At 71.1% G+C, this 19,666-nt stretch carries 20 protein-coding genes and 1 tRNA gene; 10 read left to right on the plus strand and 11 right to left on the minus strand.

Annotated features, from left to right (window positions below; genetic code table 11):
- Positions 1-840: a maleylpyruvate isomerase family mycothiol-dependent enzyme gene (locus ASC64_RS01120; protein ID WP_056905680.1), complete on the minus strand. Its 840-nt coding sequence runs from the start codon at positions 838-840 to the stop codon at positions 1-3.
- A 156-nt stretch (positions 841-996) separates the two neighbouring features.
- Between ASC64_RS01120 and ASC64_RS01125 the strand changes: the two genes are divergently transcribed.
- From ASC64_RS01125 to ASC64_RS01135, 3 genes are all read left to right on the plus strand, one after another.
- A complete protein-coding gene (locus ASC64_RS01125) occupies positions 997-2,655 on the plus strand; it encodes a carboxypeptidase regulatory-like domain-containing protein (RefSeq protein ID WP_156384943.1) in 1,659 nt (552 codons plus the stop codon).
- Positions 2,656-2,826: 171 nt separating this feature from the next.
- Positions 2,827-3,036 carry a DUF6458 family protein gene (locus ASC64_RS01130; RefSeq protein WP_056905682.1) on the plus strand — a complete coding sequence of 70 codons (210 nt, stop codon included), beginning with the start codon at positions 2,827-2,829 and terminating at the stop codon, positions 3,034-3,036.
- A gap of 402 nt (positions 3,037-3,438) precedes the next feature.
- Positions 3,439-4,395 carry a hypothetical protein gene (locus ASC64_RS01135; RefSeq protein ID WP_156384944.1) on the plus strand — a complete coding sequence of 319 codons (957 nt, stop codon included), beginning with the start codon at positions 3,439-3,441 and terminating at the stop codon, positions 4,393-4,395.
- Positions 4,396-4,407: 12 nt separating this feature from the next.
- Here ASC64_RS01135 and ASC64_RS01140 read toward each other — a convergent pair whose 3' ends face one another.
- The 5 genes from ASC64_RS01140 to ASC64_RS01160 form a co-directional block, all read right to left on the minus strand.
- On the minus strand, positions 4,408-5,013 hold the full coding sequence (locus ASC64_RS01140) for a response regulator transcription factor (protein WP_056905684.1): 606 nt from the start codon (positions 5,011-5,013) through the stop codon (positions 4,408-4,410).
- Positions 5,010-6,140 carry a sensor histidine kinase gene (locus tag ASC64_RS01145; RefSeq protein WP_162245755.1) on the minus strand — a complete coding sequence of 377 codons (1,131 nt, stop codon included), beginning with the start codon at positions 6,138-6,140 and terminating at the stop codon, positions 5,010-5,012. Before ASC64_RS01145 ends, ASC64_RS01140 begins: the two co-directional genes overlap by 4 nt.
- On the minus strand, positions 6,077-6,874 hold the full coding sequence (locus tag ASC64_RS01150; RefSeq protein WP_235563463.1) for an ABC transporter permease: 798 nt from the start codon (positions 6,872-6,874) through the stop codon (positions 6,077-6,079). Before ASC64_RS01150 ends, ASC64_RS01145 begins: the two co-directional genes overlap by 64 nt.
- On the minus strand, positions 6,871-7,752 hold the full coding sequence (locus tag ASC64_RS01155) for an ABC transporter ATP-binding protein (RefSeq protein WP_056905686.1): 882 nt from the start codon (positions 7,750-7,752) through the stop codon (positions 6,871-6,873). The genes ASC64_RS01150 and ASC64_RS01155 overlap by 4 nt, the downstream gene beginning before the upstream one ends.
- A gap of 196 nt (positions 7,753-7,948) precedes the next feature.
- Positions 7,949-9,823: an acyl-CoA dehydrogenase gene (locus ASC64_RS01160; protein ID WP_056905687.1), complete on the minus strand. Its 1,875-nt coding sequence runs from the start codon at positions 9,821-9,823 to the stop codon at positions 7,949-7,951.
- A 257-nt stretch (positions 9,824-10,080) separates the two neighbouring features.
- Between ASC64_RS01160 and ASC64_RS01165 the strand changes: the two genes are divergently transcribed.
- Positions 10,081-10,983 carry a sulfite exporter TauE/SafE family protein gene (locus tag ASC64_RS01165; protein ID WP_056905688.1) on the plus strand — a complete coding sequence of 301 codons (903 nt, stop codon included), beginning with the start codon at positions 10,081-10,083 and terminating at the stop codon, positions 10,981-10,983.
- Positions 10,984-11,047: 64 nt separating this feature from the next.
- On the plus strand, positions 11,048-11,506 hold the full coding sequence (locus ASC64_RS01170; protein ID WP_056905689.1) for an RrF2 family transcriptional regulator: 459 nt from the start codon (positions 11,048-11,050) through the stop codon (positions 11,504-11,506).
- 40 nt (positions 11,507-11,546) lie between these two features.
- Here the strand turns inward: ASC64_RS01170 and ASC64_RS01175 are convergent, their stop codons facing one another.
- Positions 11,547-12,083 carry a hypothetical protein gene (locus ASC64_RS01175; protein ID WP_056905690.1) on the minus strand — a complete coding sequence of 179 codons (537 nt, stop codon included), beginning with the start codon at positions 12,081-12,083 and terminating at the stop codon, positions 11,547-11,549.
- A 179-nt stretch (positions 12,084-12,262) separates the two neighbouring features.
- Here ASC64_RS01175 and ASC64_RS01180 point away from each other — a divergent pair, with 179 nt between their 5' ends.
- Both ASC64_RS01180 and ASC64_RS01185 read left to right on the plus strand, forming a co-directional pair.
- Positions 12,263-12,769 (plus strand): SigE family RNA polymerase sigma factor, encoded by a 507-nt coding sequence (locus ASC64_RS01180; protein ID WP_056905691.1) that lies wholly within the window; start codon positions 12,263-12,265, stop codon positions 12,767-12,769.
- Positions 12,770-12,779: 10 nt separating this feature from the next.
- On the plus strand, positions 12,780-13,535 hold the full coding sequence (locus ASC64_RS01185) for a hypothetical protein (protein WP_056905692.1): 756 nt from the start codon (positions 12,780-12,782) through the stop codon (positions 13,533-13,535).
- 3 nt (positions 13,536-13,538) lie between these two features.
- Here ASC64_RS01185 and ASC64_RS01190 read toward each other — a convergent pair whose 3' ends face one another.
- From ASC64_RS01190 to dcd, 4 genes are all read right to left on the minus strand, one after another.
- Positions 13,539-14,171, minus strand: coding sequence for a DUF2461 domain-containing protein (locus ASC64_RS01190; RefSeq protein ID WP_056905693.1), 633 nt, complete (start codon positions 14,169-14,171; stop codon positions 13,539-13,541).
- A 10-nt stretch (positions 14,172-14,181) separates the two neighbouring features.
- The gene (locus tag ASC64_RS01195; protein WP_056905694.1) at positions 14,182-15,288 is read right to left on the minus strand and encodes an LptM family lipoprotein; all 1,107 of its coding nucleotides are present in this window, start codon (positions 15,286-15,288) and stop codon (positions 14,182-14,184) included.
- Between the two features lies 1 nt (position 15,289).
- The gene (locus ASC64_RS01200; RefSeq protein ID WP_056905695.1) at positions 15,290-16,516 is read right to left on the minus strand and encodes a hypothetical protein; all 1,227 of its coding nucleotides are present in this window, start codon (positions 16,514-16,516) and stop codon (positions 15,290-15,292) included.
- Between the two features lie 157 nt (positions 16,517-16,673).
- Positions 16,674-17,249, minus strand: a complete 576-nt coding sequence (gene dcd, locus ASC64_RS01205) for a dCTP deaminase (protein ID WP_056905696.1) — start codon at positions 17,247-17,249, stop codon at positions 16,674-16,676.
- A gap of 113 nt (positions 17,250-17,362) precedes the next feature.
- Here dcd and ASC64_RS01210 point away from each other — a divergent pair, with 113 nt between their 5' ends.
- From ASC64_RS01210 to ASC64_RS01220, 3 genes are all read left to right on the plus strand, one after another.
- The gene (locus ASC64_RS01210) at positions 17,363-18,124 is read left to right on the plus strand and encodes an SGNH/GDSL hydrolase family protein (protein ID WP_056905697.1); all 762 of its coding nucleotides are present in this window, start codon (positions 17,363-17,365) and stop codon (positions 18,122-18,124) included.
- Positions 18,125-18,167: 43 nt separating this feature from the next.
- Positions 18,168-18,243, plus strand: a tRNA-Gly gene (locus ASC64_RS01215).
- 349 nt (positions 18,244-18,592) lie between these two features.
- A complete protein-coding gene (locus tag ASC64_RS01220; RefSeq protein WP_056905698.1) occupies positions 18,593-19,654 on the plus strand; it encodes an iron-siderophore ABC transporter substrate-binding protein in 1,062 nt (353 codons plus the stop codon).
- Positions 19,655-19,666 lie beyond the last annotated feature (12 nt).

Below are 19,666 nucleotides of genomic sequence, written 5' to 3' on the forward strand. Positions count from 1 at the left end.
TCAGGGTGTGATCCCCATCGAGGCGAGCACCCGCGCACCGAGCTCCGCGTCCCCCGTCACGCGTACGCCGCCGGGCTGGGCGGGACGACGCCCACCGGCCAGCACGACGAAGGTCTCCCGGTCGGTCGTGAGGGTGACCGTGGGCTCGCCGTCGTCCGGACCTCCCGGGCGACCGCGGCCGTCCTCGCCCACCACGGCGATCGCCGGGTCGTGGCCGTCCACCTCGAGGCGTACGACGCTGCCGGCCGGTGCCTGCGCCCGCTTGGCCACGACGAAGGGCAGGCTCTCCATCAGGTAGTCGGTGCTGTGCCGGGCAGGCGCGGAGTCGAGGTTGCCGGGCATGTCGAGGGCCCGGCGGACGTCCTGCTCGTGCATCCAGACGTCCAGCGGCCGGTTGCGCAGCAGCAGTCCCGTCGTCCACCCGATGGCACCGAAGGCACCGGGCGCGGGCGCCGACGGGTCCGTCGGCGGGTCGGCCAGCAGCTGGGTGTGGCGTGCCGTGGTGGACTCGCGGATCTCGGTGATCAGCGCGTCGGCGGTCTGGTCGCGGCGCGCCACCACACCCTGCTCGGTGAACTGCCCCATCATCCCGCGGGCGTGCGGTGCCTCCCCGACCTCGACGTCGTCGTGCGGCCGGCCGGCGAGCAACGCCTCGAGGTGGGCGGTGTGCGCGGCGATCGCGTGGACGTCCCAGCCGGGCAGGTCCGTGGGGGTCGCCCACTGGTCGTCGCCGACGTGCTCGAGGAGGCGGGTGAAGGAGTCGACCGCCTCCCACCAGACGGCGATCAGGGCGCGCAGCCGCTCGGCATCGGTCGCGCTCGGGGTCGCGGGTGACGTCATGGAGGAGAGAGTAGGCCCACCCCTGGGTAGGTGTCGGCACGCGGGACGAGGGACCAATCGTCCCGTTCGCCCACGCGGTCGACGCAACGGTCCTAGCGTTCACAGCCAGTGACCGGGTCGACTCGCGGCCCCGAGTCCTTCGTAGTGGGGAACCTCATGCACACACGCTTGCGCCGGCCTGCCGGCGCGTTGATCACCCTGACGCTGGCTGCCGGCGCGCTGGGCCTCGCCCCGGCGGCGTACGCCGCGGACGGCACCATCTCGGGGCTGGTGACCGGGTCCGGCGGCGCGCTCGAGAGCGTCGAGGTCGCGCTCTACCAGTACAACATCACTGACAGCTACTGGGAGGCGATCGACTACACGGACACCGACGCGACCGGCCGCTACTCGATCGTCGCAACGGCCGGCGGCGCCTACCGCGTCGGCTTCACGGACTACTACAACGGCCACGTCGAGGAGTTCTTCGACGACGCCGCGGACATCGACGACGCCGACACGATCAACGTCACCTCCGGCGGCAACGCCGTGGCCAGTGCCGACCTCGCGCCCGGTGCCCACGTCACCGGCACGGTGACCGGCCCGGGCGGTCGCGACCTGCAGGGGATCCGCGTCGTCGCCTACCGCAAGCAGGTGGACGAGGACGGCTACGTCCACTATCCCTCGGTCAGCTCCGCGTACACCGATGCAGACGGCACCTACGACGTCGCGGGCCTGGCTGCCGGCAGCTACAGGCTGGCCTTCAGCGACGCCTACGACGGTGACGTGCACACCTACGCCAACGAGTACTACGAGAACCAGCCCACCGTCGAGACGGCCAAGGACGTGACCGTGGCTGCCGCGGGCACGGTCTCGGGCATCGACGCCGAGCTGGCGCTCGACGCTGCGGTCAGCGGCAAGGTCACCAACGCTGCCGGCGCCGGCATCGAGGACGCCTGGATCCAGGCCCTCGTGAAGGTCGGGAACGACTGGAACTTCGCCGGCTCCGCCTTCTCCGGTGCGGACGGCAGCTACGTCCTCGACGGCCTGGCCGCAGGAACCTACCGCCTGCGCTTCGCCGCGTCGGTCGATCGTCAGCAGGTCGACGAGTACTGGAACGACCGCGGCCGCCTCGAGAACGCCACGGACGTCCCGCTCGTCGCGGGTGGTCAGACCGCCGGCATCAACGCGCAGCTCGTCCCGGGCGAGCACGACGCCGAGATCACCGTGCAGAACACCGTCAAGCCCGCCGTCAGCGGCGCGACGGTCGTGGGATCCACCCTGACGGCGTCGACCGGATCGTGGTCGCCCACCCCGACGGAGTACTACTACGACTGGCTGCGTGACGGCGAGTTCATCGTCGGGTCCTACGACTCGACCTACACCCTGACCGCCGCCGACCTCGGCAAGTCCATCACCGTCCTGGTGACCGCCGGCGCGGACGACTGGGAGTACGGCCACGCCGAGTCCGCAGCCGTGGGTCCGGTGACCAACCCGGTGGTGGCCCCGCCGACCCCGACGCCCACCCCCACCCCGACGCCGACCCCGACCGTCGACGTGCCCACCGCCCTCACGGCGCTCGTGGCCACCCTCGACGTGACGGGCAAGCCCAAGGTGGGCAAGACCCTCAAGCTCACCGGCCTGGACAAGCTGCTGCGCGCCACCGGTGTGTCGTACAAGTTCCAGTGGCTCGCCGGGTCGAAGAAGATCAAGAAGGCGACGAAGTCCAAGCTCAAGGTCACGAAGGCGATGAAGGGCAAGAAGATCTCGGTGAAGGTGACCGCGACCGCCGCCTCCTCGTCGAAGACGGTGAAGATCAAGGTCGGCAAGGTGCGCTGACGCGCTGACCCGCACGCACGAGGGGCCGGACTCCAGCAGGAGTCCGGCCCCTCGTGCGCGTGGAGGACACCCGCACGGTGTCCCGGGTCCTCGGAATCACCGTCGTCGGCCCCTACGCTGCCCGGGACGGCCGCCCCGAGGCGGTCGCGTCACCTCGACGAAGGAGCTGTCATGGGTATCGGAATCGGCATCCTGCTGCTGGTCCTCGGCCTGATCCTGCTGTTCGCGATCAAGGAGTTCCCCGACTCGGTCCAGGACGTCGTCGACCCGAGCACGGTCGGCTGGATCCTGGTGATCGCCGGCGTCCTCGCCCTCGTCCTGGGCCTGGTGATGAACAAGCAGCGTGCGACGACCCACGTCGAGGAGCGCCGCGACGTCTGACTCGGCGTGCAGGTCATCCCGGCCCTCCCGAACAGAGTGCGGTCGTGGTGACGTACGGAGCGCGTCACGAGAACCACACTCCCGAGGCGAACGTCGTGTTTCCCCCATGTCCCGTGTGCTCGACACCACGTGTTCGGGGACACTCGTGCGCGGGCTGGGTCCGACTCGCGGGCACAGCAGTCGAACGGGGGTGCGATGGGTCTCGTCGTGGACGTCGAGAAGGTCCGGCGGGGACGTCAGGGATCGTCGATCGCATTCGTGCTGTGGGCCGAGTTCTCGGATGAGCCGGACGCAGCGGAGCTGAGGCGAGTGTCATCACACGTGAGCCGCGAGCTCGGCAGCGATGAGCCTCCGTTCGCTGAGCAGTGGATCAGGTCTGCTCGCGGTTGGTCCGCCGTCCTCATGCGCGCCGTCGAGTTCCGCGACGGCATCCGGTGGCTGCAGCTGTTCGCTGACTACTACGGCGATGACGTGGAGGGCACGGTGGCCGGACAGGCGCGGCTGTCCGGCGGCGGGTTGGGCCGCAACGACGTCACCCGTGGCCCCGTCACGGGCGTCGCCTACACGACCGGAGACCTGCGGAAGGCCAACAACGGGCGCAATGCGTGGTGGTACGTGCACCCGGACGTGACGGCTGCGTTGGTCGCAGCCGCCCAGGACTGGGTCGTCACACCAGGGTGTCGGCGGTGGATCACCCGAAGCGGCGGCTACTGGGGCATGGAGATGGAAGGACTCGACTGGCAGCAAGGATGGTTCGAGGCCATCCACTCCTACGTCAACGCAGAGGTGGTGACCCGGCAGACCAAACCGACCCGCATGCGCTCGGTCTCCTTCTGGCCCCACGGACGTGTCACCTACGCGGCCTACGACCCGACTCTCTCGCTGGGCGAGAGGCTCGACGTGGCCCGCCGGCCCCTCACGTTCGCCGTCGAGCACACGAACGTGGCGTTCGTCGCGACCCGCTACCCGGTGGAGAACGTCTGGTGGCCGAACCACGGCACGGACGACGACTGGGCATACGTCCACGAGCCAGACGTCAGGTACAACGAACCCCTGCTCGCGTCCATGGTCCCGGACGCGCACGGCATCCAGGTCGTGACGAAGGCCCACCTGGACCGCGCGGGCAACCTGGACGACTGGACCGTGACGAACGTGGGGCACGGCCGCTACCTGGTCGAAGCCTCCGACCTCGGGGCCTGGTACGCCGCAGACGCTCCCGACCCTGCCGTGCGGGCCAAGGCGCGCACGGACTTCGGCGACATGGTCATCACCCCCGAGCTCATCGAAGCGAACTTCCCCTGGACCTCCCGCACCGACCTGCCAGGGCACGACGGCCAGATCCACCGCTACCAGGACTGACCTCGCCTGCCCTCAGAGCCAGCCGCGGTCCTGGGCGATCCGGGCCGCCTCGCTGCGCGTCGTCGCACCGGTCTTGCCGATGGCGGCGGACAGGTGGTTGCGGACCGTGCCCTCGGACAGGTGGACCCGGGCGGCGATGGTGGCGACCGGGGAGCCGTCGAGGGCGTGGGTGAGCAGCTCCCGCTCGCGGTCCGTCAGGGGGCTGGGCCCGTCGATCAGCGACTCGGCCGCGAGGTCGGGGTCGATCACCCGCAGACCGGCGTGCACCCGGCGTACGGCGTCGGCCAGCTGCCGGGCCGGCGTGTCCTTGACGACGAAGCCGGACGCGCCGGCCTCGATCGCCCGGCGCACGTAGCCCGGCCGCCCGAACGTGGTGACGACCAGCGACCGCACGCCGGGCAGCTCACGGCGTACGGCGGCGGCGGCGTCGATGCCGTTGAGGCCAGGCATCTCGATGTCGAGCAGGCACACCTCCGCGCCCGAGGCGCGTGCGGCCTCGACGACCTCGTCACCACGCCCGACCTGGGCGACGACCTCGAGGTCGGTCTCGAGGTCGAGGAGCGCGGCCAGCGCGCCCCGCACGAGGGCCTGGTCGTCGGCGAGCAGCAGCCTGATCACGGGAACCCCACCTCCACGCGTGTGCCGGGCGCCGCGTCGAGCACCTCGAGCGTCCCGCCGGCGCCGCCCACGCGCTCGCGCAGGCCGCGCAGCCCGTTGCCCTCTGCCCCCGTGCGGCCGCAGCCGTCGTCGGTGACGGCGATCCCGTGCGGACTCAGCTCGATGACGACCGATCGCGCGCGGGCATGGCGTACGACGTTGGTGACCGACTCCCGCAGCACCCAGGCCAGCAGCGCCCGGTGGCGCGGATCGGTGTCGGCGACCTCGCCCACCACGCGCGTGCTGGTGCCGGCGTCGGCCAGCACCCGAGGTGCGGCGGCGAGCTCGGCCTCGAGGTTGCCGGCACGGAGGCCGCCGACGGTGGCTCGCACCTCCGCCAGCGCCTGGCGCGCGGTCGCCTGGATCGACTCCAGCTCGTCCTTGGCACGGGCGGGGTCGATGTCGATGAGCCGGGCGGCGAGCTCGGCCTTGACCGAGAGCGCGGTGAGCGAGTGGCCGAGCACGTCGTGGACGTCGCGCGCGACCCGTTCGCGCTCGGCGACCAGTGCGTGCTGGCCCTGCGCCTCGAGCGCGACCTGCTCGTGCTCACCGAAGATCCGGAGCATCACGCCGCCGAGCATGATCGGCCAGAGCATCAGGAAGAGGTAGGGAGGGAAGCCCTCGACGCCGAGCAGCGACACCAGGGGCAGGGCCACCCAGAACCCCACCGTCCACTTCCACGCCGGCGCGGGCAGGCGGAGCGCGGACAGCATCGCCAGGTAGGGGGTGTAGGAGACCGCCTCGATGCCGATCAGCGGGATCGTGGCCGCGGCCAGGGCGACCATCAGGGCCAGCGCGGTCCACGCGGTCAGGCGCATGCTGTGACCGAGCACGTTGGCCACGGCGAAGCCGACGATGCACGACAGGCCGAGCGCCCGGACCGCTGCCGGGGCGTCGGCGTCCACCACCGCGGTGACCGGGTAGACGAGGAAGACCAGCCAGATGGACGCGAACGCCCACCCCCACTTCACCCACGGGTTGATGGGGAGGGCGTCCGCGTGCGCGGCGGGGTGCGGGGTGTCGCTCACACCCGCGCCCGGCTCCGGCGTACGCCCCACAGCGCCAGCAGGGAGAAGAGGATCGTCCACGCGAGCACGTTAGCGACCGGGAGCCACAGCGGGTCGCGGCCGCCGGTGGGGAGGTATCCCTCGGTGAGCGGGAACCGGGCGAGGGCGGCGTAGCCGTAGAGCGGGGTGAGCCGGCCGATGTCGAGCAGCAGGCCGCTCATCGGGGTGAAGACGTTGCCGAGGAAGGCCAGGATCACGATCATCCCGGAGGCGATCCCGGTGGCGTTGGGCCCTCGGAATACCAGGGACATCGCCAGGCCGTAGATCGCGAAGAGCGCCGACCCCAGCCAGACCAGGGCGCCGGCGAGCACCCAGTCGCTCCAGCTCCCGCGGGCGCCGGTCAGGGCGCCGATGGTGAAGATCAGGGTCACCGGCATGAGCGCCACGACCATGGCGATCGCGGCCTTGGTGGCGATGAAGGCGAGCGGGCGCATCGGGGTCAGCCCGAGCTGGCGGCCCCAGCCCATCACCTGCTCGGTTGCGGCGCTGCCGGCGACGCCGGTGGTCGCAGTGACCGCACCGTAGGCGGCCATCGAGATCATCACGTACATCGCCACGTTGCCGCTGCCCACCGCGTCGTCGGAGCCGAGCCCGAAGACGAGGAACATGAAGGTCGGCAGACCGACGATGAAGAACATGCCGAACCGGTCGCGCAGCTGACGGCGCAGGTCGAGCCGGCCGTAGGTGGACATCGAGGGCCGCGGCGCGGTGCGTACGACGGCGGTGTCGGCGCTGTGGACGAGCTGCTCGGTCATCGGGTGGCTCCTTCGAGGATCGTGTCGACCGGCACCTCGGCGGTCAGGGCGAGGAAGGCGGCCTCCAGGCTGGCGGCCGAGACCTCGAGGTCGGCCACGCCCAGCGGCGCGAGGGCCTGCTGGGCGCGCGCCAGCCACGCGGGGTCGATCCCCTCGGGCCCGACTGCCTCGGCCGGGGGCCGGAAGGTGACGGTGCGGCCGCCGTAGGCCGCGCGGACGTCGGTGGTGGGGGCGTCGTGGACGATCCGGCCGTGGTTCATCAGCACCGTGCGCCCGGCGAACTCGTCGGCCTCGGCGAGGTAGTGGGTGGCGAAGACGATGGTCCGCCCGAGGGCGGCGTCGGCGCGCATGGCCTGCCAGAACTCCTGCCGGGCGCCCACGTCCATGCCGGTGGTCGGCTCGTCGAGGATCACCAGGTCGGGGTCGGGCACCAGCGCGAGGGCGAACTTCAGCCGCTGCTGCTCGCCCCCCGAGCAGGCCTCCACGCGGCGGCCGGCGAGCTCGGTGAGACCGGCCCGCTCGAGCACCACGTCGACGCGGTCGGGCCGCCCGTGCAGGGCGGCGATCGCCCGGACGGTCTCCTCGACCGTGAAGTCGTTGAGCAGGCCGCCGGTCTGCATCACCGCCGACACCCGTCCGGCCCGTACGGCGGCGTCCGGAGCGACGCCGTACACCTCGACCGAGCCGGCGTCGGGCCGGGTGAGCCCGAGGAGCATGTCGACGGTCGTGGTCTTGCCGGCACCGTTGGGGCCGAGGAAGGCGACGATCTCGCCGGGCTGGATGGTCAGGTCGACGTCGTCGACCGCGACGACGGGGGTGCCGTCGGCCTGGCGGAACTCCTTGCGCAGGCCGGTGGCGTGGATGGCTGGTGTGTTCATGTCACCAGCGTGTCGGCGTACGACCTCAGCGGCCGGGTGGAGTTGTCACGAGCTGGCCGTGACACCTGTCATCCGGACCGCCTTCTCGGTGGTTGAGGTGCGAGCGCAGCGAGCCTCGAAACCACATGACTTCATGGGTTTCGAGGCTCGTCGCTGGCGCCCCTCGCACCTCGACCACCGAGAGCGAGGTGTCGGATCAGAAGGCGGACTCGTCGAGGTCCATCAGCTCGAGGGTGGTCGCCTCGGCGATGGCGCGCTCGGCGCTGATCTTCGGCAGGTTGGTCTGCGCGAAGAACTGGGCGGCGGCGACCTTGCCCTCGTAGAAGGCCTTGTCCTTGGCCGAGACCTCGCCGGCCAGCGCACGCAGGGCCACGTCGGCCTGGCGCAGCAGGAGCCAGGCGCACACGACGTCGCCGAGCACCATCAGCAGGCGCGAGGTGTTGAGCCCGACCTTGTAGATGTTGCGGAGCTCGTCCTGCGAGGACATCAGGTCGTTGATCATGTGGCCGACGATCGCGTTGGCGTCCTCGAGCGCGGTGGCGAGCAGGGCCCGCTCGTTCTTGAGGCGGCCGTTGCCGGCCTCGGAGGCGATGAAGCCCTCGATCTCCTTGGCCAGGTGGCCGAGCGCGCGGCCCTGGTCCTTGACGATCTTGCGGAAGAAGAAGTCCTGGCCCTGGATCGCGGTCGTGCCCTCGTAGAGGGTGTCGATCTTGGCGTCGCGGACGTACTGCTCGATCGGGTACTCCTGGAGGAAGCCCGAGCCGCCGAAGGTCTGCAGCGACTCGGTGCCGAGCAGGACCCACGAGCGCTCCGAGCCGTAGCCCTTGACGATCGGGAGCAGCAGGTCGTTGACCGCGGCGGCGAGGCGCGCCTCGTCGGAGTCGGCGGTGCCGGCGTGCTCGGCCACCATCACCTGGTCCTGCCAGGTGGCGGTGTAGAGCACCAGGGCGCGCATCGCCTCGGCGAACGCCTTCTGCGTCATCAGCGAGCGGCGTACGTCGGGGTGGTGGGTGATCGTCACGCGCGGCGCGGTCTTGTCGGCCGCCTGGGTCAGGTCGGCACCCTGGACGCGCTCCTTGGCGTAGTCGAGGGCGTTGAGGTAGCCGGTCGACAGCGTCGCGATGGCCTTGGTGCCCACCATCATGCGGGCGTTCTCGATGACCTGGAACATCTGGGCGATGCCGTCGTGCACCTCGCCGAGCAGCCAGCCCTTCGCGGCCTCGCCGCCACCGACCTGCGGGTCGCCGAAGGTGACCTCGCAGGTGTTGGACACCTTGATGCCCATCTTGTGCTCGACGTTGGTGACGTAGACGCCGTTGCGCTCACCGGTGAGCTCGCCGGTCTCGAGGTCGAAGTGGTGCTCGGGCATCCAGAAGAGCGAGAGGCCCTTGGTGCCGGGGCCGCCGACGCCCTCGACGCCCTCGGGGCGCGCGAGGACGAGGTGCATGATGTTCTCGCTCATGTCGTGCGTGGCGCTGGTGATGAAGCGCTTCACGCCGGTGATGTTCCACGAGCCGTCGTCGTTGGCGACGGCCTTGGCGCGGCCGGCACCCACGTCGGAGCCGGCGTCGGGCTCGGTGAGGACCATCGTGCAGCCCCACTGGCGGTCGACCATGTACTGGGCGACCAAGCGGTCGCGCTCGTTGCCGTTGCGGTGGACCACGTTGGCGAACGCAGGGCCCGCGGCGTACATCCACACGGGGGCGTTGGCGCCGAGCACCATCTCGCCGAGGGCCCAGATCAGGGACGACGGGGCGGGGGTGCCGCCCATCTCCTCGAAGACCTGGAGGCGCCAGAACTCGGAGTCCATCCACGCCTGGTAGCTCTTCTTGAACGACTCCGGCACGGGGGCGGTGTGCGTGGCCGGGTCGAAGACGGGCGGGTTGCGGTCGCTGTCCTCGTAGGACGCGGCGAGGTCCTCGCGGGAGAGGCGCTCGACCTCGCGGAGGATCTCGCGTGCGCTGTCCCCGTCGATCTCACCGAAGGGTCCGGTGCCGAGCACCTCGTCGCGGCCGAGCACCTCGAAGAGGTTGAACTCGATGTCGCGGAGGTTGGTCTTGTAGTGGCTCACAGCTTCCACCTGTTCCGTGTCGCGGTCGGGGGCGCGAGGGCATGGGCTACTCGCGGGTAACAAAATGATGCCTCGCCGTCGCTCGCGACGCAACACGAACGTCCCATGTCGCCCGTCACAGGCGCCGCGCGACCGCGACGGGAGGCGCCGAGGGCAAGGTTGATTTTGTCTATCACCCAAAGTATGTCTAGTCTGTCGCGTGACAAACATGGTCACGACGTGCTGACCTGATCGACGACCCCGAAAGGAGCCTGCGGATGCGCAAGCTCATCGTGCTCGGCGTGGTGGGCCTGATCGCCCAGCTCATCGACGGCTCCCTGGGCATGGCCTACGGCGTGACCTCCTCGACCCTCCTGCTGGCCGCCGGCGTCGCGCCCGCCGCCGCCTCGGCCGCGGTCCACTTCTCCGAGATCGGCACCTCGCTGGTGTCCGGTGCCTCGCACCACAAGCTCGGCAACGTCGACTGGCGCACCGTCTCGATCCTGGCCCTGCCGGGCTTCGTCGGTGCCTTCCTCGGCGCCACCCTGCTCTCCAACCTCGACGCCGCGGTCGCCAAGCCGGTGGTCGCCGTCATCCTGCTGAGCCTCGGCTTCTACGTCGTCTACCGCTTCCTGCGTCTCGGCGGCGCGCGACCGACGTTCAAGGGCCACCCCTCCGCGCTCTTCCTCGCCCCGATGGGCCTCGTCGCCGGCACGCTCGACGCCGTCGGCGGTGGCGGCTGGGGCCCGGTCGGCACGACCTCGCTGCTCTCGAGCGGCCGCCTGGAGCCGCGCAAGGTGGTCGGCTCGATCGACACCTCGGAGTTCGTGGTCGCCGTCGGCGGATCGCTCGGCTTCCTCCTCGGCCTCGGGGCGCAGAACATCAACTGGGGCTACGCCGGCGCGCTCCTCGCGGGCGGTGTGATCGCCGCGCCGGTCGCCGCCTGGCTGGTCAAGCACCTCGCCGCCCGCGTCCTCGGCACCGCCGCCGGTGGCCTGATCATCCTGACCAACTCCAGGACGCTGCTCGAGGCAGTCGGTGTGCCGGGTGTCGGTGTCGCCGCCGTCGCCGCCGTCGTGTTCGTCCTCTGGATCGCGGGCATCACCTGGGCGGTCAAGCAGGAGCGCCTCGCCAAGGCCGCGGTCGTGGACGAGCGCGAGCTCGAGGGTGCGCCGGCCTGAGGTCGCGGCGCCCGAGCACCACAAGCACCACTGACTCGGCAGACATATCTGACAAACTGGCCTTATGCGCGTATCCGCCAAGGCCGACTATGCCCTCCGGGCCCTGATCGAGATCGCGGTGCGCGCCGACCGGACGGCCGTCAGCGCCGAGCAGCTCGGCAAGGCCCAGGGGATCCCGCACGGGTTCCTCCAGGCCATCCTCGCCGACCTCCGCCGCGCCGACATCGTGGTGTCGCAGCGCGGGCAGTCCGGCGGCTGGCGCTTCGCGCGCCAGCCCAGCTCGGTCACCGTCGCCGACGTGATCCGTGCTGTCGACGGCCCGCTCGTGTCGGTCTACGGCCTGCGCCCGGAGGCGGTGGAGTACGACGACTCGGCCCAGGTGCTGCAGCACGTGTGGATCGCCGCCCGCAGCTCGCTGCGCGCGGTCTTCGAGCAGGTCTCCATCCAGGACCTCGCCGACGGCGCGCTGCCTCAGGGGGTCGCCGCCCTCACCGAGGACGACGACGCCTGGCAGCCGCACTGACCTGCTCGACCGCAGGTCGACCCGGTCGCGCCGGCGACCGTCACGCAGCGAGCTTGCGGTTCACCTGGCGGCGGCGCTTGGAGATCTTGGTCAGCCGCTTCTCGAGCCGCGCCTCCTCCTCGATCAACGCGATGCGTGCGACCTGGGCGGCGAGCTGCTCGTCGGTGAGGTGGGAGGGCAGCACGTGCGTGCGACCGTCCTTGACGAGCCCGAGCCACGCGGCAGGAGGCTCGACGTGGAAGCCGCTCGTCACCACGAGCACGACCCGGAAGTCGGCGAGGCCGTCGAGGGCGAGCGCGGCCTGCTCGGGTGAGGCGTCGAAGAAGTCGGGCACGCTGACGAAGCAGTCGGACCGGGTCTTCCAGGCGCGCCGGCACACGGCGGCCCACGAGCCCTCGACCTGCTTGCGTCGCAGGCCGGCCGTCTTGTGCGTACGGCGGATCTCGATGCCGGCGTGCGCGAACGCCTCGGCGGACGCGTCGGGGACCGCGATCCGCCCGAGGGCGAGCGCGTCGGTCATCGCGGACACGTCCACCGGCTCGGGGCCGATGTGCAGCAGGAACAGTCGCTTGGCCATGGCGCGAGCCTGACCCCGTCACGCGTCCCCGACGTGAACGGCAGGCGGCCTTGCCGGGAAGAACGTGCCGCTGGGCTGTGACGCGACGGGTGGTTGAGTGCGTCTCACCGGGTGACGCCGAAGCACCACCGTCCTTCACCACCACCCTTCACCACCGTCCTTCATCACTCAGGAGAGACATGCCCTGCACGAGCGAGGAGTTCGAGGAGTTCGCCGTCGCGCGGACGCCCCAGCTCTATCGCGCCGCGTGGCTGATGTGCGGCGACGCCCACCGGGCCGAGGACCTGGTCCAGGACACCCTGGCCAAGGTCTACGTCCGGTGGCACCGCCGCCTGGGCGCACCGATCGAGCACCCCGTCGCCTACGCCCACACGACGCTCGCGCGTACGTACCTCAGCGCGCAGCGCCGACGCAGCACCCACGAGACACCGATCGAGCACCTGCCCGAGCGGGTCGGACCCGGTGGAGACGCCGCCACCGGGATCGCCCTCCGCGCAGCGCTCGACGAGCTGGCGCCGCTGGGCCGGGCGGGCCTGGTCCTGCGCTACCTCGAGGACGTCTCGGTGGCCGACACGGCCGACGCGCTCGGGGTCAGCCCGGGCGCGGTGCGCAACCGCACCCTCCGCGCACTCGACCGCCTCCGTGCCGTGCTGGGCCCGTCCCTCCGCGACCTGCTGGAAACCTGAGGAGGATTCCATGACTGCGCACGACACCGGCGTCACCGAGCTGCTCCGCCGGGCCAGTGACGGCCTCACCCCCGACGTCGACCGCCTCGTCGTCGGCGGCATCACCCGCGGCCGCTCGCGCCAGCGCCGCGCCCGGATCGGTACGACGGTCGCCTCGCTCGCCGTGATCGGCGTCGTCGGCGGGCTGGCGGCCGTCGTACCCCGGCTGGGCGCTGCGGACAGCGCCCCGGACCCCGGCTTCGCCACCGACGGGAGCGCCACTGCCACACAGGCGCCGACCGTGAGTCCGACGGCCCCGGCGGAGCCCGCCGACGTGGAGCTCGCCGGCTTCGGGGCCGACGAGATGCCGGCCATGGTGGTCGACCTCATCGGGACGAAGTGGGGCGAGCGACCGGAGCCCACGGTCAGCGTGGTGGACCAGCCCGACCTCAAGCGGGTGGAGTTCACCTACGACGGGATGCTCACCACGCTCGGGCTCGAGCGTGCGGAGCCTCTCGACGAGAGGACCTGTGCCCAGCAGGCAGGACAGATCGGGGGCGTGTGCGTGTTGGCCCCGCCGTCGGAGCCGATGATCCGGTGGGGACCCACGCTCGCCGACGGCGTCACCTGCCAGGGCGCCAACCAGTTCCGTGGCGGTTGGGAGATCTACGTGACCTCCTGCAACGCCGCTGTGGCGAAGGATTCCACGACGTTGGCCGACGCACCGCCGATCACCATCCCGGAACTGGTCGACATCGCCACCAGCGACGTCTGGTTCGCCCCGTAGGGATCAGTCGACCCGGACCGCGCGGAGCCAGGTGACGAGCGGGCGCAGCGCCTTCCAGTCGGCGCGGACCCGGTCGGCGAGGCCGGCGCCGATGGCGTCGGCCTCGAAGCCGTAGGACCGGCCGACGAAGAGCTGCTTGTGGCGCAGCAGGTGGATGCGCGGGTGGTCGGCGTCGTAGCCGCGCGGCGAGGTCTTCAGCCGGTCGCCACCGACCTCGAAGCCGTCCTTCTCGAGCTTCCTCAGCAGTCGCTCGAGTGCGGTGCCGGTCTTATCGGCGGCCATCGCGTCGCGGATCGCGGCCAGCGCGGGGCCGTCGGCGTCGTAGAAGCCGGCGCCGACGCGGGTGCCGCGCGGGGAGATCTCGAAGTACCACCCCGTCCGCGGGCCTGCGGCGACGAAGGCGCCCTGGTGGGTCTTGTAGGGCGTCTTGTCCTTGGCGAACCGGACGTCGCGGTAGGGACGGAACACCTTGGCCGTCCCGAACTCCGGCTCGAGCTCGGCCATCAACGCCTTCATCGGTGCCACGACCGACTCCTTCCAGACGTGCTTGTGGCTCTCCCAGAACGACTTGGTGTTGTCCATCTCGAGGTCGTCGTAGAAGTCGAGCGCAGCGACGGGGAATCCGGTGAAGCTCACCCCTCGAAGGCTAGGCGACGCTGGCCCACACCTGCTCGTCGCCCTGCTCGCCCATCGCGGAGATCGACAGCACCCCGCCGCCGCAGACCGGCTCGGCGATGAAGGCGTTGCCGCGTGACGTGGTCTCGTAGGCGATCTCGAGCGTGTGGTCCGGCGTCCAGCGCATGAGTCGTGCGGGCTCGTCGGGGGTCTGCGGGTCGCGGACGAAGAAGACCGAGTCGCCGCACGGCACGAGGGACCCTGTCGCGCCGGGACCGAGGTCGAAGAAGCCGTCCCCGGCCGAGGCGTGGAAGGTCGCCTCCTCCTGGCGTCGTGGCTTCGGCACCTCCGACCAGATCGCGCCGTCGGCGGTCGCGGCGACGTCCCAGCCGAGGCACTCCGCCGGCCCGGTGACGGGCTGCGGCACGCCGCTCGCGTCGAGGACGGTGAGGGTCCGGCAGGCCACCGGCCGGGCGTCGTCGAAGGTCATCATCCCGATGCCGTGCTCGCTGGCCGTGAGACCGGACCAGCCGGTGCGGGAAGGCGCGCACCAGCCGTCCTCGCCGTTGCTGTCGGCGAGGGCGCTGGTCGCCAGGCAGTACGCCCGGTCGTCGCCGTACGTCGGGTAGTAGAGGTCGCCGTCGACCAGCGCCCACGAACCGCCGCTGGCGGGGGTGGGTCCGACCAGTGTCGACTTCTTGCCGGTGGCGAGGTCGACCACGTCCACCTCGCTCGGGCGGGTCTCGGCCTTGTCCTGACGGACGACGACGGCCCACGCGGCGCTCATCAGCACCTCGGACACGGTGCGTCCGGGTCCGGCGGCGATGCCCACCGAGTCGCCGTCCCTGGCGAGGTCGACGGTGCTGTCGCCGCGGCTGCCCAGGGCCTCCCACTCGGGACCGCGGACGTAGCGGGCGCCGGGCGGCACGCCGGTGTTCTTCCAGTCGAGGACGTGCTCGACGGGCTCGGCGACCTCGGGATCGTCCGCGCTCCCGCCAGTGCGGGAGGGCTCGCCGGTCGGCGCGCTGGTCGAGCTCGTCGGTGCCGTGGGCGGCGCGTCGTCGTCCGGGTCCCCGGTGCTGCCGCACCCGGCGAGGCCGACGAGCAACGCCAGCGCGACCGTCGTACGCACGCGCACGTCAGACGCCCACGTTGTGCTGGAAGTGGTCGAGGTTGGCGCGGTAGGAGCGGTAGGCGTTGCGCCACTGCACGCGGCCGATCCGCGGCTCGCTCGGGTCGAACCGCGACTGGTCCCACGGCTCGAACCAGCCGAGCTGCGGGTTGCCGCCCGGGTTCTGGTCGAAGCCGCGGCCGACCTGGAAGTGCCCGCTCGCGTCGTCGTCGAGGTAGGGGTAGTACTGCTTGAGCAGGACGGGATGGAGCACGACCGGCGCGCGGTAGTCGTGGACGTGGCGCATCATCAGGCGGTACCACTGCTTGAAGGTGAAGTCGCTGATGTCGAGGACGACGTAGGGGCCGGCCTTGTCCTTGGCGTCGTAGTCGGTCTTGTTGTTCACCACGCGCACCATGTCGGTGATGGCGGTGCCGTCGGTGGTGGTGCCGAGGCGGCGGGCCCAGTAGGACTGGTTCTTGCGCTGCTTGCTCGAGCTCCAGCCAATGGCCTGCATCGTCGCGGGACCGCACCACCAGGTCTGGTTCTGCGCGAGGATGCGTGACTCCTTGAGGATGGAGAACTTCTCGGGGTAGTTGTTGCCGAACCCGCCGCGCTCGTCGCCCCCGGTCAGGTCGGACATCGCGACCTCGGGGTGCCTCGCCGCGAAGTCGTCCGGCAGCTCGACGCCCTGGATCTCGTGGCGCAGCATCCAGACCTTGCCCACGGACTGGGCGGCCATGGTCAGCTCCGCGCGCTCGGAGTCGGTGCGGGCGATCGCGCTGCGCGCGTTGTTGCGGGCGATGATCCCGTCGGCGTCGAGGTCGCCGGTGCGCTCCCGCCCGAACGTCGGCCGCGCGACCAGGCGGGCGGCGAGGGCCTCGCGGGACTGGTTGGTCCAGCCGAAGCCGAGGCAGTAGCGCTGGCCGTCGAAGACCGCGCAGCGCACGGACGCCCGCGCGAGCGCCGTACGTCCCTGGGCGCGGTCGAGCCCGGCGCCCTCGGCGAGCACGCGGTCGATCTCGGCCTGCATCGCGCGGGTCACCTTGCCCCGGCCGACCGTGCCCGGGGCGGCGGTCGTCTCGGCCGTCGGGGCGATCGAGCCGTCGTCGTCGCCGCCGTCGGGCAGGAACGGGACGGCCCCCAGGGTCAGCGCGAGCGCCGCCGCGGCGATGGTGACGGGGTGCCGCCAGAGCGGGCGTGTGCGGTCACCGCCGGCGATCTGGTGGGCGAGGAAACGGGGAAGGGCAGGCATGGGGAAGGACCTTCGATCCGAGAACAACGGACGCCCCACTGTCCTCTGTGGCCCCAGAAGGCGCAAGTCTCACTTCCGTCTCACAGGTGACCGGGCACTTCGTTCCCGTCCGGGGTGGTGACCGGGCACTTCGTCCCCGTCCGGGGTGGTGACCGTCTCAGATGGGCGTGCGGTGGAAGTTCTGGAACGAGCGGCTCGGGGTGGGCCCGCGCTGCCCCTGGTAGCGCGAGCCGTACTTCTCCGAGCCGTACGGGTGCTCGCTGGGCGAGGACAGCCGGAAGAAGCAGAACTGGCCGATCTTCATGCCCGGGTAGAGCTTGATCGGGAGCGTCGCGACGTTGGCGAGCTCCAGGGTGACGTGCCCGGAGAAGCCGGGGTCGACGAAGCCCGCGGTAGCGTGGGTGAGCAGGCCGAGGCGGCCCAGCGACGACTTGCCCTCGACGCGTGCCGCGATGTCGTCGGGCAGCGAGATGACCTCGTAGGTCGAGCCGAGCACGAACTCGCCCGGGTGCAGGATGAACGGCTCGTCGCCCTCGGGCTCGACCTCGCGGGTCAGGTCGGACTGGTCGGCCATCGGGTCGATGTCGGGGTAGCGGTGGTTCTCGAAGACGCGGAAGAACCGGTCGAGGCGTACGTCGATGCTCGAGGGCTGCATCATCGCGGGATCCCACGGATCGAGCGCGATCCGGCCGGCGTCGATCTCGGCGGTGATGTCACGGTCGGAGAGCAGCACGCGGCCAACCTAGCCGCAGACGTCACTCGGTGGTTGAGGTGCGAGCGGAGCGAGCCTCGAAACCACGCCCCACCACCTGGGAGCGGCCGACACCCCACCGGCACAATGGATCAGTGACCTTCCACCGCTACGTCGCCCTGGGCGACTCGTTCACCGAGGGCGTCGGCGACCCCGACCCCTCCCGCCCCAACGGGCTGCGCGGCTGGGCCGACCGCGTCGCCGAGGTGCTCGCGCAGCAGACCGACGACTTCGGCTACGCCAACCTCGCCATCCGCGGGCGCAAGCTCGGCCCGATCGTGGCCGAACAGGTGGACGCCGCCATCGCGCTGCAGCCCGACCTGATCACGATCCACGGCGGCGGCAACGACGTGCTCCGCCCGCGGGTCGACCTCGACGCCCTCGCCGTGATGTACGACGAGGCGGTCGCGCGGCTCGCGACCACCGGCGCAACGGTGGTCATGTTCACCATCTTCGACCCCGGCGCCGGGGGCATCTACGGCCCCGTGCGCGGCCGGATGGCGATCTTCAACGAGTGGGTGCGCGAGATCGCCGACCGGCACGGCGCCACCATCGTCGACATGTGGCGGATGCGCGACATCGAGATCGCCGGCGTCATGGACACCGACCGGATGCACCTCAACTCCTCCGGCCACACCCACATGGCCCACGCGGTGCTCGAGGCGATCGGCGTCGAGCACGGCCTCGAGCCGGTCGAGGTCGGTCCCCTGCCCGTGCTCGACCGCCGCCAGCAGTGGCGCGCCAACGCCCAGTGGACGCGCGAGTTCTTGGTCCCGTGGGTCCACCGCCGCCTCACCGGCCGCTCCTCCGGCGACACCGTCTCGGCGAAGCACCCGAGCCTGTCGAGCGTGCGGTAGCCCCGGTCCGGTATCGTTCGGCCCGCCGTCCCCGGACGGCACTGCGGATGTAGCTCAGTTGGTAGAGCGCGACCTTCCCAAGGTCGATGTCGCGAGTTCGAATCTCGTCATCCGCTCCACAAGGAACGTAGTCCCCTACGTTCTGAACGCGCCGAGCGCGACGCTCTGCTCACCGTCGATGTCGCGAGTTCGAATCTCGTCATCCGCTCCACAAGGGACCTGGTCCCCTGCGTTCTGAACGCGGTGAGCGCGACGCTCTTCCCACGGACATCGCCGCGCCCGTCAGTCCTTGCCGCCGGACGGGGACGAAGTGCCCGGTCACCGTTCTGGACGGGGACTAAGTGCCCGGTCACCGGCTCGGCCGGTCCACATCGTGGGCCAGGCCGTACCCGTGTGCCCCACGCACCGGCAGGTGTGGTTAGGCTGTCCTAAGTTAGGTCAGCCTCACTTACCCGTTCCGGAGACACGATGAAGCGAACGCTCGCGCCCACGGCCCTCAAGGCCGCCGCGGCCTCCCTGCTGGTCGCAGCCCTCACCGGCTGCAGCACCGGTTCCACCGACTCGACCGCCAGCGAGGGCGAGCCCACGGCCACCACCAGCGCCGAGGCCGACGCGTTCCCCGTCACCATCGAGCACGCGCTCGGTGAGACCACCATCGAGTCCGAGCCGACGCGCGTCGTCGCGGTGGGCTACGCCGAGGCCGACTACCCGCTGTCGCTGGGCGTGGTCCCGATCGGCGCCGACAAGATCGAGTACGCCGGCAACGAGAACGCGTCGTCCGACTGGTTCGACGAGGCCCTCGGCGACATCGAGGGGGCCGAGCAGCCGAAGCGGTTCAGCACCGCCGACGGCGTCCCGGTCGACCAGATCGTCAAGCTGCAGCCGGACCTCGTGACCGCCACCCAGTCCGGCATCACCCAGGAGGAGTACGACCGGCTGACCGAGGCCGGCATCCCGGTCGTCGCCTACCCCGAGGCTCCGTACAACACCACCTGGCAGGAGTCGCTGGAGATGGTCGGCCAGGCGCTCGGCCGCTCCGAGCTCGCCGCGCAGGTCCAGGCGGACACCGAGCAGGTCATCGCCGACACCGCCGCCGAGTTCCCGCAGCTCGAGGGCAGGACCTTCACCTTCGCCGGCCCCAACGCCGACCCCTCGTCGTTCTACGTCTACACGACGATGGACAACCGCCCCCGCCTGCTCGTCGAGCTCGGCATGGAGAACTCCCCGCTCGTCGAGGAGCGCAGCGAGCCGGGCCAGTTCCTGTTCAACATCTCCTCCGAGCGCACCGCCCAGCTCGACGCCGACGTGTTCCTGACCTACGCCACCTCGGAGGCCAACGTGAAGGAGCTGGCCGACGACCCGCTGGTCAAGCAGATCCCGGCCGTCGCCGACAACCGCTGGTACGCCCAGGTCGACCCGATCGAGTCCATCGGCCTCTCGGCCCCCTCGCCGCTGTCGATCCCGGTCGCGATGGAGATGTTCGTCCCGAAGGTCGCCGCGGCGGTCGACGGCGACGGCTCCACCCCCTGATCGCCCCCGGAC

It is taken from the genome of Nocardioides sp. Root122 (assembly GCF_001425025.1).
GTDB lineage: Bacteria > Actinomycetota > Actinomycetes > Propionibacteriales > Nocardioidaceae > Nocardioides.

Excerpts from the sequence above, each read along its gene's own strand:
- ASC64_RS01120 (WP_056905680.1), bottom strand. The coding sequence starts at position 840 with ATGACGTCACCCGCGACCCCGAGCGCGACCGATGCCGAGCGGCTGCGC.
- ASC64_RS01125 (WP_156384943.1), top strand. The coding sequence starts at position 997 with ATGCACACACGCTTGCGCCGGCCTGCCGGCGCGTTGATCACCCTGACG.
- ASC64_RS01130 (WP_056905682.1), top strand. The coding sequence starts at position 2,827 with ATGGGTATCGGAATCGGCATCCTGCTGCTGGTCCTCGGCCTGATCCTG.
- ASC64_RS01135 (WP_156384944.1), top strand. The coding sequence starts at position 3,439 with ATGCGCGCCGTCGAGTTCCGCGACGGCATCCGGTGGCTGCAGCTGTTC.
- ASC64_RS01150 (WP_235563463.1), bottom strand. The coding sequence starts at position 6,874 with ATGACCGAGCAGCTCGTCCACAGCGCCGACACCGCCGTCGTACGCACC.
- ASC64_RS01155 (WP_056905686.1), bottom strand. The coding sequence starts at position 7,752 with ATGAACACACCAGCCATCCACGCCACCGGCCTGCGCAAGGAGTTCCGC.
- ASC64_RS01165 (WP_056905688.1), top strand. The coding sequence starts at position 10,081 with ATGCGCAAGCTCATCGTGCTCGGCGTGGTGGGCCTGATCGCCCAGCTC.
- ASC64_RS01170 (WP_056905689.1), top strand. The coding sequence starts at position 11,048 with ATGCGCGTATCCGCCAAGGCCGACTATGCCCTCCGGGCCCTGATCGAG.
- ASC64_RS01175 (WP_056905690.1), bottom strand. The coding sequence starts at position 12,083 with ATGGCCAAGCGACTGTTCCTGCTGCACATCGGCCCCGAGCCGGTGGAC.
- ASC64_RS01180 (WP_056905691.1), top strand. The coding sequence starts at position 12,263 with ATGCCCTGCACGAGCGAGGAGTTCGAGGAGTTCGCCGTCGCGCGGACG.
- ASC64_RS01185 (WP_056905692.1), top strand. The coding sequence starts at position 12,780 with ATGACTGCGCACGACACCGGCGTCACCGAGCTGCTCCGCCGGGCCAGT.
- ASC64_RS01200 (WP_056905695.1), bottom strand. The coding sequence starts at position 16,516 with ATGCCTGCCCTTCCCCGTTTCCTCGCCCACCAGATCGCCGGCGGTGAC.
- ASC64_RS01220 (WP_056905698.1), top strand. The coding sequence starts at position 18,593 with ATGAAGCGAACGCTCGCGCCCACGGCCCTCAAGGCCGCCGCGGCCTCC.